The organism is Escherichia sp. MOD1-EC6098, from assembly GCF_002965865.1.
In the GTDB taxonomy this organism is placed as follows: Bacteria; Pseudomonadota; Gammaproteobacteria; order Enterobacterales; family Enterobacteriaceae; genus Escherichia; species Escherichia marmotae.
In genome coordinates, this window is the sequence record NZ_PTSN01000044.1 from 1 (window position 1) to 13,002 (window position 13,002).

18 protein-coding genes and 1 pseudogene are annotated in these 13,002 nt (G+C 50.6%); 8 read left to right on the plus strand and 11 right to left on the minus strand.

Annotation, left to right across the window (positions count from 1 at the left end):
- Nucleotides 1–140: 140 nt before the first annotated feature.
- From C0K55_RS24930 to C0K55_RS24950, 5 genes and pseudogenes are all read right to left on the minus strand, one after another.
- Nucleotides 141–920: a hypothetical protein gene (locus tag C0K55_RS24930; protein WP_105266949.1), complete on the minus strand. Its 780-nt coding sequence runs from the start codon at nt 918–920 to the stop codon at nt 141–143.
- Nucleotides 921–965: 45 nt separating this feature from the next.
- Nucleotides 966–1,518: pseudogene (locus tag C0K55_RS24935) on the minus strand (DUF1380 family protein).
- Nucleotides 1,412–1,633 (minus strand): hypothetical protein, encoded by a 222-nt coding sequence (locus C0K55_RS24940; RefSeq protein ID WP_001104891.1) that lies wholly within the window; start codon nt 1,631–1,633, stop codon nt 1,412–1,414. The pseudogene C0K55_RS24935 and the gene C0K55_RS24940 overlap by 107 nt, the downstream one beginning before the upstream one ends.
- A complete protein-coding gene (locus C0K55_RS24945; RefSeq protein ID WP_105266950.1) occupies nt 1,634–2,317 on the minus strand; it encodes a DNA methylase in 684 nt (227 codons plus the stop codon).
- A 76-nt stretch (nt 2,318–2,393) separates the two neighbouring features.
- On the minus strand, nt 2,394–2,630 hold the full coding sequence (locus tag C0K55_RS24950) for a hypothetical protein (protein WP_336603135.1): 237 nt from the start codon (nt 2,628–2,630) through the stop codon (nt 2,394–2,396).
- Here C0K55_RS24950 and C0K55_RS27055 point away from each other — a divergent pair.
- Nucleotides 2,522–2,752 carry an arginase gene (locus C0K55_RS27055; protein WP_336603136.1) on the plus strand — a complete coding sequence of 77 codons (231 nt, stop codon included), beginning with the start codon at nt 2,522–2,524 and terminating at the stop codon, nt 2,750–2,752. The genes C0K55_RS24950 and C0K55_RS27055 overlap by 109 nt on opposite strands.
- Here the strand turns inward: C0K55_RS27055 and C0K55_RS24955 are convergent.
- Nucleotides 2,703–3,605: a DUF1281 domain-containing protein gene (locus C0K55_RS24955; RefSeq protein ID WP_105266952.1), complete on the minus strand. Its 903-nt coding sequence runs from the start codon at nt 3,603–3,605 to the stop codon at nt 2,703–2,705. The two genes, C0K55_RS27055 and C0K55_RS24955, sit on opposite strands and share 50 nt — an antisense overlap.
- A 417-nt stretch (nt 3,606–4,022) precedes the next feature.
- On the opposite strand from C0K55_RS24955, the gene C0K55_RS24965 reads away from it, so the two are divergent.
- From C0K55_RS24965 to C0K55_RS24975, 3 genes are read left to right on the plus strand one after another with little or no spacing between them, the layout of a single operon-like run.
- The gene (locus C0K55_RS24965) at nt 4,023–4,271 is read left to right on the plus strand and encodes a DinI-like family protein (protein ID WP_000618110.1); all 249 of its coding nucleotides are present in this window, start codon (nt 4,023–4,025) and stop codon (nt 4,269–4,271) included.
- Nucleotides 4,268–4,705, plus strand: a complete 438-nt coding sequence (gene umuD / locus C0K55_RS24970) for a translesion error-prone DNA polymerase V autoproteolytic subunit (RefSeq protein ID WP_000109071.1) — start codon at nt 4,268–4,270, stop codon at nt 4,703–4,705. The genes C0K55_RS24965 and umuD overlap by 4 nt, the downstream gene beginning before the upstream one ends.
- Entirely contained in the window at nt 4,705–5,976 is a 1,272-nt protein-coding gene (locus tag C0K55_RS24975; protein ID WP_000457496.1) for a Y-family DNA polymerase, read from the plus strand. Before umuD ends, C0K55_RS24975 begins: the two co-directional genes overlap by 1 nt.
- Before the next feature lie 4 nt (nt 5,977–5,980).
- On the opposite strand, the gene C0K55_RS24980 is transcribed toward C0K55_RS24975, so the two are convergent.
- The gene (locus C0K55_RS24980; RefSeq protein WP_000340829.1) at nt 5,981–6,373 is read right to left on the minus strand and encodes a plasmid partitioning/stability family protein; all 393 of its coding nucleotides are present in this window, start codon (nt 6,371–6,373) and stop codon (nt 5,981–5,983) included.
- A gap of 4 nt (nt 6,374–6,377) precedes the next feature.
- A complete protein-coding gene (parM, locus tag C0K55_RS24985; RefSeq protein ID WP_001103690.1) occupies nt 6,378–7,349 on the minus strand; it encodes a plasmid segregation protein ParM domain-containing protein in 972 nt (323 codons plus the stop codon).
- A gap of 228 nt (nt 7,350–7,577) precedes the next feature.
- On the opposite strand from parM, the gene C0K55_RS24990 reads away from it, so the two are divergent.
- Nucleotides 7,578–8,222 carry a division plane positioning ATPase MipZ gene (locus C0K55_RS24990; RefSeq protein WP_000633913.1) on the plus strand — a complete coding sequence of 215 codons (645 nt, stop codon included), beginning with the start codon at nt 7,578–7,580 and terminating at the stop codon, nt 8,220–8,222.
- On the plus strand, nt 8,216–8,491 hold the full coding sequence (locus C0K55_RS24995) for a hypothetical protein (protein WP_000239529.1): 276 nt from the start codon (nt 8,216–8,218) through the stop codon (nt 8,489–8,491). Before C0K55_RS24990 ends, C0K55_RS24995 begins: the two co-directional genes overlap by 7 nt.
- A gap of 137 nt (nt 8,492–8,628) precedes the next feature.
- Here the strand turns inward: C0K55_RS24995 and C0K55_RS25000 are convergent, their stop codons facing one another.
- The 3 genes from C0K55_RS25000 to C0K55_RS25010 are packed head-to-tail and all read right to left on the minus strand — an operon-like array spanning nt 8,629 to nt 10,605.
- Complete coding sequence (locus C0K55_RS25000; protein WP_077814904.1) at nt 8,629–9,414, minus strand: site-specific integrase; 786 nt, start codon at nt 9,412–9,414, stop codon at nt 8,629–8,631.
- A gap of 44 nt (nt 9,415–9,458) precedes the next feature.
- Nucleotides 9,459–10,238, minus strand: a complete 780-nt coding sequence (locus C0K55_RS25005; protein WP_000535295.1) for a hypothetical protein — start codon at nt 10,236–10,238, stop codon at nt 9,459–9,461.
- Nucleotides 10,239–10,290: 52 nt separating this feature from the next.
- On the minus strand, nt 10,291–10,605 hold the full coding sequence (locus C0K55_RS25010; protein WP_001302628.1) for a hypothetical protein: 315 nt from the start codon (nt 10,603–10,605) through the stop codon (nt 10,291–10,293).
- Nucleotides 10,606–11,285: 680 nt separating this feature from the next.
- Between C0K55_RS25010 and C0K55_RS25015 the strand changes: the two genes are divergently transcribed.
- Together C0K55_RS25015 and C0K55_RS26160 are read left to right on the plus strand one after the other, a co-directional pair.
- A complete protein-coding gene (locus C0K55_RS25015; RefSeq protein ID WP_000796971.1) occupies nt 11,286–12,224 on the plus strand; it encodes a hypothetical protein in 939 nt (312 codons plus the stop codon).
- A gap of 124 nt (nt 12,225–12,348) precedes the next feature.
- Complete coding sequence (locus tag C0K55_RS26160; protein ID WP_157942656.1) at nt 12,349–12,900, plus strand: hypothetical protein; 552 nt, start codon at nt 12,349–12,351, stop codon at nt 12,898–12,900.
- Nucleotides 12,901–13,002: the final 102 nt, after the last annotated feature.

A 13,002-nucleotide genomic window follows, 5' to 3' on the forward strand; every position in this document is an offset into this window, starting at 1 on the left:
AATGTGATTCGACATTCTCCACTCATACTAAACACACTGTCACTTGACGCAGGGCTGAAAGTTCTACAGCAACGGTATACCAATATGATAATGGTTTACTAAATTTTCTGGGGATCCCTCAGGGGATTTCCCCGCCATCATCAGCCCCTGATTTTTGCCAGGGCATCCGCCATGCTGCGAATTTCGCTCCGTGCTTCCCGGACCACCTCCCGCAGAACATCCCGGTCAAACCAGCGGCGGGGCGGTTCGCCCGGTATACGCAGCACATCGCAGGCCAGCCCACTGGCCAGGATATGCTCCACACACTCACTGACCAGGTACATTTCCACCGACGAAAAACGTGCGCCCCGGTTCAGGATGGCATCGAGCACCACGGGCAGGTTTTCGTCATCTTCATCAAGCCAGCAGGGGTGATCGCTTTCCTTCACGACCAGGCGAAAGCGGCGCGTCTGGCGGGTCAGCAACGTCTGACCGGTTGTGGTCAGCGCCGCCCGGATACGCCGCGCATCTTCTGCCACCCGGCAACTGACACTGCGTACCGCATCGCGCACCGCCGCAAGTACAGCCCTGATTTCCTCCTCCGTCAGCCATTCACCGGCATACGGGAAAGACACCTGCGTTCCGTCTGCCGGAAGTACCGGCAGCGACTGCCACCGACTGCCGGACAGTACCAGTTCCGCCCCGGTTCCGGTCAGTTTGTGAATGGCGGAAGCCAGGACCGGCGGCAGTACGCAATCGTGGAGGTTGACGAGCAACGTCGCCAGCCGGGGCGCATCCAGCCGCACGTAAATGCTGATCCAGCCCGGATAGTTCTGCGGATCTCGCTGATCAACATCAGTCTCCTCCGGCCAGCCCTGCGCCAGCAGCAGGTTACGGGCGTGGCGATAAATCAGTGCATTCAGCGTTGTGTTTTCGTTCATGATTAATCGTTCTCCCTGTATCGCCGCCCGCAGGCGGCGATAACATCAGTCGTTTTCGTGTGTGTTGTTTTTCAGCAGGGTGCGGGCCTGATTAATCACCGCCTGACGGCGGGTGACGCATTCCGGGACGGCGAGGCCGTTATCACGGGCGGCCCATTCACGTTTCCACAGTGCCTGTTCAGCGGTCTGAATCAGGGACGCCAGCAGTTCAGCCGGGACGGTCACCTGGCGGTTTTCGCTCACGTTGCTGATAATTTCCATCGCCGCACCGGAAGAAATACCGGACTCAATCCGCTGGTCTTCCGGGATGTCCTCCAGGCGCGCCAGGACAGTCCTGATTTCATGATCGGTCAGAGAAATTTCCATACCGTCAGCCAGTGCCTGAATCTCTTCCGGGGACCAGATAAGCAGCATCAGCGGCGTGTCTCCCGGATACTTTGCTGCCAGCGCCCGGCAGAGCGTTTCGCATGTTCCGTACATACTCTCTCCCCTCAATCTTTGAAGCAGGAATCAAGTTCCAGAATTTCGGTATATGCCTCCATGAACAGGCGATTGGCGCGATACAGCGTCTGGCGTGCCAGGCGTTCAACAAGCACATCGGAATCAAAGCGACAGCGATGCTCCATATCGTTCAGCCTGGCCCGAAGGTCACACATGGTATTGGCCACCTCCGCCACTTCGGCGCGAAGTTTTTCGTGTCCGGCATAGTTCATTTACGCAGCCTCCGGTTCAAACCAGTTATCATTCGCGGCCCCCTGCTGCATGGCCCGCTGCACGGCGGCCAGTCGTTGCTGTCCGGCACGGTGATACTGTTCAAGCAGCTCGATACCGATATACCAGCGTCCGGACTGGAGGGCGGCCACGCAGGTTGAGCCGCTGCCTGCAAACGGGTCCAGCACAATCGCATTCGGATGTGTGAAGCTCTCAATCAGTGGTTGCAGGCTGGTAACAGGTTTTTCCGTCGGGTGATGGCGGTTGCCTGAATATTTCCAGCCCAGCACGTCGGGCAATGGCTTCTGAGGCAGCGCCGGACGCCCTTTTGCCAGGATGTAAGCGCATTCGTGGCGATAGCCCACATATGCGGCCTTCGATGTGTAGGTTTTGGTAAACACCAGGTGGCCAACCACACTGAATCCCGCATTTTTCCAGGCGGTCATAAAGCGATCGACGCGGTTCCAGCCGTAGAAGCTCACCATCAGCGCGTCTTTTTTCAGCACGCGGTACATTTCATTACAGGCCGGTTGCAGCCATTCATCGGTTTTATCGCCGGCGATGGTACGCCCCTGACGGTCACGAAAACCGACGAGATATGGCGGGTCGGTGAGGATGAAATCGACAGCATTGCCCGGAAACGTGGCCATAACACGCACGCAGTCACCCAGGATAAAACGGGACATAACAGCACTCCTTCTCTTACAGAAGGCACCGGGAGGGCGCCCCTGTGGCGCCCGTTCCCCGCTGCCTGTGGGCTGTTCACCGCGTCCGGTAACGGGTCAGGCCGACCGTGGAATATCGCAGCCGTCGTCTGTTTGACGGCGAGAATATGCCGCGAAAGCGGCTTGAAGGGCGTTCATCAGAAAAGGGCGACGGGCTGGCGTACACTGTCACCGACGCCAGCCGGGAGCGGTAAAAGCGCCCGTCCCGTGCCCGGCCGGACGCGGGACACTGACCACAGGCAGCGTTCCTGCCGCGCCGCGTCAGCCGGCGCAGTAAAAAGAGGAGCACAGCGACATCCTTTACCGGAAAAGAAACGGGCGGTTGCCCGCCCGTCTCCGTCATACTTCATCCACCGTAATGCGCCACCTTGTCGACTATCCACTCCGGCGCGGTAACTTCCGGCAGCTCATCATCATCTGTCGGGGAAGACCATTCCAGTTCCCCCCACAGCACATCAACAAGCTCTCCACGCTCATATCGCTGCCAGCCACAGAAATTGCAGCCCTGTTCGGCGTACCAGTGCTCCAGCGTGCAGCCGAAACGGCGGCTTAATGCTGCAACAACGTCGCTTTCCGGCTGACACCACGGCGTGTCGAAATCCACCTGAATGAAGTTTTCTCCCTGACGGCTGATATTCACCTCATACCCCACAGGCCACTTCACGCCATACTGTTCCGTATACCAGTGATATGCGGAAGGAACACCGTTCAGAACACCACCGTTAAAGCCGTTCACTTCAACATCCAGGCGGGTGGGCAGAACCGTCAGCAGGTCAAACGGCATGGTTTTTTCCGGCAGCACGTTGTCACACAGACGGTTCCACCACACCGATACATCCTCGTTACTCCAGAAGCCACACCAGTCACCTCTTTTGGCGGTGAAATGCACGGTAATGGTTTCCCTGACATCATCCGGTAATCCTTCCCAGCGACGCTGGCCAGTACCACTCTGCAGCCAGAGTTCATGCAGCATCAGGCAGTTTTGCTCATCCAGCAGTACACCGTCCTGCAGGTGCGTCAGCCAGCGGGTGAACGCGATATTCTCCGGCGATACAACACCACGTCCGGCAGCCGTCAGTCCGGGGCACGGTTCAAACTGCACATCTTCAGTGGTCTGCAGAAGTCCGGCACTTCCGGCCAGAAACAGCTGAATACCTTCATTTGTGGCGCGGCGATAAAACGGTGTGACTGCACCGCTGGCCAGTCGTTTAATCTCAGCAATCTGTGCCGGTTCACCAGAAAAATGCATACGATTTGAGCACCAGTTTGGCATGGGAATTCTCCTCTTACATGCGGCCTCCATCAGGCCGTGCCGCACCTGTAACCGGGCGACCGCATACGAATGCAGGTGCGGCCCCGAAGCCGCAGCGCGTGGAGGAGGAACGACGAAACGTGACCGGGTGAGGAGGCCGGCGACAGCGACACACTTGCATCGGATGCAGCCCGGTTAACGTGCCGGCACGGCCTGGGTAACCAGGTATTTTATTCACAGAACCGTGCGCAAAATGCTGTGGATAAGCTGAACACAGCAGTCCACAGCAGGCATACAGCCACACTCTCAGAGAATTGAGCGCTTTTTAGTCACAATAATGACATTTGACTGTGTGTGGATTCAGTTATTAGAATACTGTATATACATACAGCAAAAGAAAAGGGAGATGAGAACATGATCCGCATTGAAATTCTTTTCGACCGCCAGAGCACAAAAAACCTCAAATCAGGCACACTTCAGGCGCTACAGAATGAAATCGAACAACGTCTGAAACCACACTACCCGGAAATCTGGCTGCGTATAGACCAGGGCAGCGCCCCGTCTGTATCTGTCACAGGAGCCCGCAACGACAAGGATAAAGAACGTATCCTGTCTCTGCTGGAAGAAATCTGGCAGGACGACAGCTGGCTGCCTGCAGCATGAGTACCGTTTATCACCGTCCGGCTGACCCTTCAGGCGATGACAGTTACGTGCGACCGTTGTTTGCCGATCGTTGCCAGGCCGGTTTTCCTTCGCCTGCCACTGATTATGCTGAGCAGGAACTGGATCTGAACAGCTATTGCATCAGCAGACCTGCAGCCACCTTCTTTCTGCGCGCCAGCGGTGAATCGATGAACCAGGCTGGCGTGCAGAATGGTGATCTGCTGGTAGTGGACAGGGCCGAAAAACCACAACACGGGGACATCGTTATCGCTGAGATCGACGGTGAGTTCACCGTCAAACGACTGCTGTTGCGCCCACGCCCGGCACTGGAGCCGGTTTCAGACAGCCCGGAGTTCCGCACACTGTATCCGGAAAACATCTGTATTTTTGGTGTTGTCACTCACGTGATACACAGGACGCGGGAGTTACGCTGATGTTTGCACTGGCTGATATCAACAGTTTCTACGCCTCATGTGAAAAAGTTTTCCGCCCGGACCTTCGCAACGAACCGGTCATCGTACTCAGCAATAACGATGGCTGTGTGATCGCGCGCAGCCCGGAGGCAAAAGCCCTTGGCATCAGAATGGGGCAGCCCTGGTTTCAGGTGAGACAGATGCGCCTGGAGAAGAAAATACATGTATTTTCCAGCAATTATGCGCTGTACCACAGCATGAGCCAACGGGTTATGGCTGTTCTGGAGTCGCTTTCTCCCGCAGTTGAGCCCTACTCAATTGATGAAATGTTCATTGATTTGCGGGGGATAAATCATTGCATCTCTCCGGAGTTTTTTGGTCATCAGCTCAGGGAACAGGTAAAAAGCTGGACAGGACTCACCATGGGGGTGGGCATTGCGCCTACAAAAACGCTGGCTAAAAGTGCACAGTGGGCAACAAAGCAATGGCCACAGTTTTCCGGTGTGGTCGCGCTGACGGCAGAAAACCGTAATCGGATCTTGAAGCTACTGGGGCTGCAGCCAGTTGGTGAGGTCTGGGGAGTAGGACGCAGACTGACGGAAAAGCTGAATGCGCTGGGTATTAACACAGCACTGCAGCTGGCGCAGGCTAACACGGCATTCATCCGGAAAAACTTCAGCGTCATTCTTGAGCGTACGGTACGCGAACTCAACGGCGAGTCCTGCATATCCCTGGAAGAAGCACCACCGGCAAAACAGCAGATTGTCTGTAGTCGCAGTTTTGGTGAACGAATCACAGACAAAGATGCCATGCACCAGGCTGTTGTTCAGTATGCAGAGCGGGCCGCAGAGAAACTACGTGGGGAGCGTCAGTATTGCCGGCAGGTGACGACATTTGTACGGACATCCCCCTTTGCAGTAAAAGAACCCTGTTACAGCAATGCCGCTGTGGAAAAGCTTCCATTACCCACACAGGACAGCCGGGACATTATTGCCGCAGCATGCAGAGCGTTAAACCATGTCTGGCGTGAAGGGTACCGCTATATGAAGGCAGGAGTCATGCTGGCTGATTTCACACCATCGGGTATAGCGCAGCCGGGATTATTTGATGAGATCCAGCCCCGTAAAAACAGCGAAAAGTTAATGAAAACACTCGATGAACTGAACCAGTCTGGAAAAGGGAAAGTGTGGTTTGCGGGGCGAGGAACCGCCCCTGAATGGCAAATGAAACGGGAAATGCTCTCGCCTTCGTATACAACACAATGGACTGAGATCCCCATTGCTTCATTCTGATATATCAGAATAATTTTTGCATTTTAAGGCGCACATCATTCATTGCCTCCTGCACCGAATCAGTAGCAGAAGGAGGCATTTTTTCAGCAGATTGCAAAGCACCGAGTTCAGTCAACACAGCTCTGATATCGGCCTGAGAAGGCTTCCATCCTGTCGTCTGACTGAGTAAGGTTACAACCTGATCTGCTGAAAACTCCTCGCTCAAAATGGCAGTCAGCAATACAGGCAGGCGAGGATCAAGTTGGTGTAACGCCATTCCAGAAATAAATGCATTCCGGAACAGCTCACCACGCTCAGAACGCGGAACGGACTCTATCGCTTCCAAAGTTTGAAAGTCTGCAGCTTTTTCCGGATGCAGATAAAGTGTGAATTTTTTCCTTTTCCGTTCATCGTCCACAATATTACTCCTCTTTGAAAGCCGCGATAGCTTCAACCAGTGCTGTCTGTGGCGACTCCATCATCACTACTTTTTGCCCAAGATGGTGCCATGCCGTTTTTATCGAATCATAGATCAACGGGGCCCCACCACCGACAACATAAACACGATTCACATGATGAAAATCACCGAGCTCATTGACTACTTGCTCCCCCAGACTGGCAATAGCCCCCTCAATGGTATTAAGGACCAGATCAGTTTTTGTTTCGTCATTTATAACCTGCCGAACAAAGTCCGGGTCATTACGACGTTTAATCAATTCATCTGCAACGAGGAAACTGGTATCACTGGATGCCATGCGCAATGCACTCATTGCAGCTTTCGTAACTGAAGACACACCAATGCCAGAATTACCATGAATGGCACTTACAGAGTCAAATTGACCAACGATAACACCAACATCAAGCGTAGTGCCGCCAATATCAACTACCAGCGATTTTTCGAACTGACCAACTTTATCCATGACCAGACGAGAAAACACAGCTGGCAATGATTCAGGCATCACATCAACGTGTTCAATGGTGAAAACATCGCCTTTATTAAGACGAATCGGCCTCATTAAATTCTCAATTTTACGCTGAATGTTGAGTTCATTTTTTTGACACTCTTTCGTGTAGAACTCACTGATAGGCAAAGTCACAGTCAATGATACAGGCTGAGGCGCTAATCCACTATTCAGTAAAGCGTGATGCACAGCTAACAGGTTAACATCCGTATATTGATACTCAATATGAGTCGTAAGAATAGATTGGTTGCTAACTTCATCATACGTGTATTTTTTACCATCCAGTTCATAGTTAAATGTCTGGCGAATCCCTAACCCGTCAACCTTCCATCCATGACGAAATGAGTTTTGCGACAACGACTTACAGATTTTCCCATTGTCATTCCATGCCAACTTGATTGTTGTTGAACCATCATCGCAGTATACGTTCATCTATAGCCCCTTAAATACTCAATCTGAGTAAATCACTGTTTCTGGTTGCAAGGTAATACTCAATTTGAGCACTATCATAGTTATGAAATCACAAAACACAAGTAATATTTATTACATCATATGACATACTTCATATTTCATACTTCATAAATATGAATGCATGTTGACACATCAGGTTACCGTGTCAAAATATCATCATACTTCACACATCACATTTATGAGGTTGCAATGATTACTGTAGTTGGTGGGAACAAAGGTGGTTCAGGGAAAACTACCATTGCATCAAACCTGGCTATTGCTCTCGCAAATAAAGGAAGGGAAGTCTGCCTGTTAAACGGAGATCTACAACGAACAGCCGCAAAACATCATGCAGAACGAGAAGCTGCAGGACTGTTACCAGCAATAACCCTTGTTGAGAAATTTGATAACCTGACACAAACACTACAGGCTCTGAATGAAAAGTTCGATGATGTAATAGTGGATGTCGCAGGAAGAAACTCAAAGGAATTCATAACGAGTGGAGTTGTCGCACATCAAATAATTGCGCCACTACAGTGTTCTCAACCAGATCTGGATACTCTTACAGAACTAGAACAACAGATAGACGCAATGCGTAACCTTAACCCGGAACTTAAGGTTTATTGTTTACAAAGTATGGCAACAACCAATCCGGTTTTGAGGGGAAATGAGAGAAAAGAATTCCTTGAATATCTTGAAGAATTCCCAACAATTCAAGTCCTGGATTCAGTTATTTGTTTCAGAAAAGTCTATCGCGATTGCATGAGCAACGGCACCGGTGTAGTAGAAACGAACAATACAGCAGCCAGAGCAGAAATTGAACATTTAATGAATGAGGTATTTGGCCCATGGTGAAGAAACCCAGCCAGCAAGCATTAAACAGAGCTGCAGTTACGGTAGAACAAGCAGAGGCTCTGGCTCAGCGCCTTGCGGATAAACCATACGGCGCGCCGGAAAAACCCGAACCAGAAAAACAATGTCGGACGACAATCTCTCTTGGTGAAAGCATGCTTGTCACAATAGAAGATCTGGCATTGAGGAATAAACGCAATGGTAAAGATCCAAAAAATGTAAGTGCCATCGTCAGAGTAGCCCTTGAGCAATACTTAAAAACACTAACGTAATAATCAAGAAGTTATTACTTATGAAATCACACTTGTGAATTCACACTGTTTAAGCACCCTTGCATACAAGAGATCACATATTGCAGTGGTCTCTTCTTTTATAGAATAAATCACAATTCATAATTATGATTTGTGACTTATGCGTGTCTGTTTTTCAGCATTGTGACAGCATCGGACTCAGGCATCGAAAACTGCACCCGGTGCCGTGCAGCCACATCCAGTGCAAACACCTTCGTGTAGACCTCTGTTGAGCTGATGGACTTATGCCCCATCAGGCTCTGCAGGACCTTCAGCGGTATACCGGCATACAGCATGTGCATCGCATAGGAATGGCGGAACGTATGTGGCGTGACCGGGACAGAGAACGTCACACCGTCAGCGGCAGCGGCGGCAACCGCCTCCCCAATCCAGGTCCTGACCGTTCTGTCCGTCACTTCCCAGATCCGCGCTTTCTCTGTCCTGCCTGTTCGTTTATTACGCCGTTCCATGGGGATTTTCAGTGTGGCCACCATCGTCTGCAGCTGGCTGACGAACCAGGCGTCGGAGAGCGGAACCAGCCGGTGAGTCTGCTGACCGGCGGGCATTCTTCCTGCCGTCCTGGCGGCTTTTTCCGTCCGTTGTTTCAGGGTCGCAAGCTGCACAAACGGATACGGAGGCGCAAGCGAAAAATCCCCCCTTGTCAGCGCCAGCGCTTCGTTAATTCGCGCGCCCGTGTTCCAGAGCGTCGCCAGCAGCATCTTGCGGTGAAGATCCGGCACGTAGTGGAGCAAGGCGCTGACTTCCGGCGCCAGCAGGTATTTCGGGAGTTCGCCCTGAACGAGAGCCATCTGGCGAAGTGCCAGCGCTGCTGGGTAGTCTATGGCGACAGGTAATGATGTGTTGCTTACTGGTATACAGTTAGCGGGAAGCGAAGTCATCGACATATCCCTCAGTGAAGACGCTTATGGATGGTGTCGCTGCGGTAATTTCAGAATATGCCATCATCCGTCCTGTATAGTGCATCTTCCTGCAGAAGGGTTTCAGCCGCCACGGTAATAAATGCTCGTACCGTGCAGATAGCATTCTGCACACTCCCCGAACTGATATACACGGGTTCAAGAGATTCGGTAACTCCATTACGGTGTACCAGTGCGTTTCGGGTCTTGATTACACCCTTAATCTCCTCCAATGGCCACTCATGTGGCGTTGACAGCATCCTTGAAAAATACCGACCTATCACTTTGTGGCTCTGAAATGTCTTCTTCGCTACAAGAGACTGAGCTCGCCAGGTATAAACCTTCTCAGGAGTGTCTTTATCCGGCTCCTGCTCGACCCATTTGGAAGCAAGTAATTTTCTTCTGTCTTCCTTATTAGGAACCAACGAATCAGCCTCGTGCAGGAACTTCTGTAAATGCGGGGGATGACTAAGAAGTGCTCTTGCGCTGTACATCAGAAAGCTGTCCAGTACACTCACGCAATGAACGTAAGCCATCCGCTCTACGATCCTGGGTTGGTTGAACTGCATCAGGCTCTCTAACTCATCCAGTTCAGCCTTTGCATCCTGCAGGCGGTCAGGAATACTGGCAAGCGAAGCCTCAAAATATTGCTGCTCAGCCGCCTCTTCCATCCAGTCCTGAAACCAGCTGTATTCCTGCGCTGCCGCATCCCATTCAGGAGTTCCTTCCTCAGCATCCGGATAATTTTCCGCAATCCATTCGTCACGCCGTTCCTCCTGCATTTCAAACAGCAGTTCTTTCATACTTCCCATTTAAACCTCGCCATCAATGATGTAATCCCGCCATCAATTACTCCTCTGACCTTCAGGGGGCGATAATGTAATAGCCTTTAAAATAGTCATCTATCTGACAGGATTGCCAGGGCGGAGCACAATGTTGGAACAGCGGTTTTTTGTAGTCACCAACCAGTTGCCATGAGTCCGAGTTATCCATTCGTTCTGCAACCATTCTTCCGTTACGTTTCAGGATTTTTGGCGATTTCCAGTTATGTCTGGCGTTAATCATTTCTGTTGGCGTTGCGTATGCCGCTCCTGAATACAGCCATAGCTCTTTATGGCCATATACATCCTCAAGCTCCCGGACCACATCGTAAAATGATCTAAATGTTGGTTTACCCATACCTCGCCTCAAAAATAGTATCCGGTTCAATAGTCACGCAGAGTAATGATGACGCGCGGCACAACCCTGCTTCTGTCACACGGATGATTTTCCCATGACGTCATCATTTCCAGGCTGATAATAAGCAGCCACATAACCACTCAATTAAATTACCGGATGGCCATTCCGGCCAGATCCGACTTTTATGTTATTCCGCATTTTCCGGAAGTGTACCACGGTCAGGAAGTAAGCGAAGCACTGTTTTCTGCTGCTGCGCGGCGCATCACAGGTCAGGGAGATGACACAGCATATAGTGTCATTAACAGCTAAATTCAGCACTACATGTTGTGCTGACGGGAGATGGCGCTGTGCGGAGGGAGAGGAAGATCCGTGACTACCGGCTTTCGGATCTAAGGATGAAGTAAAGAACAAAAAGACAACACACAATCATCTATATATGAATTAAATTGATAAAAGTTGCTAGAGATGACAAGACAGATAAATATCACAAAAAACGAAAATCAATGATGATGCATGACAATAGTTGACAAATAAAAAAAACACCAATAACATCATCAAACAAAGCACATTGTCATCAAAACAAAGAATCGATGATTACGTGTAAATTCACACCGGGAACCTTCCATCTTGCTAAAAAAGGTGATCGGAACCCTAAACTGCCAGCGAAAGGAGTAAGTTAGATGGCTGAAGAAAAAAACACCGTAGATTACACCATTCGTAATATCCCGAAAGATGTCGATGTCACACTGAGTCACCTATCTATACTGACCGGTACGCCAAAATCGGTGATCATCCGCGACAAAATCATTGAGATGTTCACCGATCAAATTAAAACCTTCGGCATGCTGAGCCCCTTGGTAGATGCGCTGGATCAGGTCATTGCCCAGCACCTGGGGGGAATTGAGGTCATCAAGGAATCACTGGACGACCACTACGGAACAAAATGGAACATCGAGATGTGTAAGCTGCTCGATATTCAGGGTCATGACGATCTGCAGCACATTCTGGTGAAAAACACCCCCTACCTGACAATCCGCGCAGACCAGGTACTGAAAAACATGCTGGCGGTACCGAAAGCAAGCTCCCTGTGGTTTGCCCTGTTTGCTGAAATCGCGTTCTCAGATGAAGAAACGGTGAAAAAAGCATGGGATAATATTTTTCGCAAACCGTCTCCTGCACGGTATTACTCCTTTTACAGCCACATCAATGAACTCCGTCGCCAGCGCCAGATGCCCCCCTTGCAATCGTGGGAATATAATCAGCAAGACGACTTTGGCCATACCCGGTTGTTCAAGCCCGACGATTATGATTACGGTGCATGGCGCATTGAAATCACGCTGGCACCAGAAGTGGCCGCGGACACGGAAACCGGCCCTGGGATCACCTTTCCTGACCTACCTGAACGTCTGTTTAATGCGCAACAGGAAAAGGGTTATGGCTGTGCTGTTCAGAATGAGCAGGGCGGAACTGAAGCAGGCTTTCGCTTCGTTAACGGGCGTACTGAGTTTGATGTGTACAGCAATGGTGTCAGTGAAGAACGCAACGAGACGAAGCCAGGTATAGTGATGACAGCCGTGGCAACGCAGGTCAAAAACTGGCTCGCCGTCCGGCAGCGCTGACCACAAAATGGGGGAAAGAGGGAAAAGATGAAAAGCGGATTTTCCACACTTCCCCCGTAGAATACGCATACTCCACCTGCAATGCGCCACATATTTCACGGTAAGAGACATAAGAAGATAGTTATTGACTAATATGCCTGAGTATATTCAACCTGCAGAATATGACGCGGTATCAGGTGTAGCACTCTGGCAAGGAGCTTCAGAGGCTCCTGCTTTTCATGTATTTTTTGCAGATTTTCGGATCTTCTGTGAAAAAAGATCCATATGGCAGACATCTGCATACTTAGGTTCACCCCCAGTGCATGAACTTCATACCGGATATGTCATGCATATCCAAAATATTCGGGAGTTAAATATGCAAACCGCATCCATTTTCAAAAATGGCAATAACCGCGCCATCCGCCAGCCCCTCATCTGGGTTTTGAGGGGGAGAGCGCTCGAGAAGGAAACTGCATTATTCTGCGACCGCCTCAATGCAGTCCTGCCCCGGGATTACGCCGCAGCAAATACTACCGCAGAGATTAAAGTGACACTGCGGCCGGCCAAGACGCCAACCGGGTCGAAAGACACGGCAATTGCCGGACACACCATCACCACTGGGGTGATACTGGTGACAAATAATATGAGGGAGTTCGAGCAAGAGTTAAAGTTAGTATTTGAAGACTGGGTTCAATAAGTGTGTTGTGTTCAACAGTTGAGATCACAGCCAAGAACAGAAGCAGTGCAAACAGAAGTAAAAATATCTAATATAATGCAGAATTACGTAATAGTTGTTGAA

Excerpts from the sequence above, each read along its gene's own strand:
- C0K55_RS24945 (WP_105266950.1), bottom strand. The coding sequence starts at position 2,317 with ATGTCCCGTTTTATCCTGGGTGACTGCGTGCGTGTTATGGCCACGTTT.
- C0K55_RS25000 (WP_077814904.1), bottom strand. The coding sequence starts at position 9,414 with ATGTCGATGACTTCGCTTCCCGCTAACTGTATACCAGTAAGCAACACA.
- C0K55_RS24995 (WP_000239529.1), top strand. The coding sequence starts at position 8,216 with ATGGTGAAGAAACCCAGCCAGCAAGCATTAAACAGAGCTGCAGTTACG.
- C0K55_RS25005 (WP_000535295.1), bottom strand. The coding sequence starts at position 10,238 with ATGGGAAGTATGAAAGAACTGCTGTTTGAAATGCAGGAGGAACGGCGT.
- parM (WP_001103690.1), bottom strand. The coding sequence starts at position 7,349 with ATGAACGTATACTGCGATGATGGTTCAACAACAATCAAGTTGGCATGG.
- umuD (WP_000109071.1), top strand. The coding sequence starts at position 4,268 with ATGAGTACCGTTTATCACCGTCCGGCTGACCCTTCAGGCGATGACAGT.
- C0K55_RS24975 (WP_000457496.1), top strand. The coding sequence starts at position 4,705 with ATGTTTGCACTGGCTGATATCAACAGTTTCTACGCCTCATGTGAAAAA.
- C0K55_RS24930 (WP_105266949.1), bottom strand. The coding sequence starts at position 920 with ATGAACGAAAACACAACGCTGAATGCACTGATTTATCGCCACGCCCGT.
- C0K55_RS25010 (WP_001302628.1), bottom strand. The coding sequence starts at position 10,605 with ATGGGTAAACCAACATTTAGATCATTTTACGATGTGGTCCGGGAGCTT.
- C0K55_RS24965 (WP_000618110.1), top strand. The coding sequence starts at position 4,023 with ATGATCCGCATTGAAATTCTTTTCGACCGCCAGAGCACAAAAAACCTC.
- C0K55_RS24955 (WP_105266952.1), bottom strand. The coding sequence starts at position 3,605 with ATGCATTTTTCTGGTGAACCGGCACAGATTGCTGAGATTAAACGACTG.
- C0K55_RS24990 (WP_000633913.1), top strand. The coding sequence starts at position 7,578 with ATGATTACTGTAGTTGGTGGGAACAAAGGTGGTTCAGGGAAAACTACC.
- C0K55_RS25015 (WP_000796971.1), top strand. The coding sequence starts at position 11,286 with ATGGCTGAAGAAAAAAACACCGTAGATTACACCATTCGTAATATCCCG.
- C0K55_RS24940 (WP_001104891.1), bottom strand. The coding sequence starts at position 1,633 with ATGAACTATGCCGGACACGAAAAACTTCGCGCCGAAGTGGCGGAGGTG.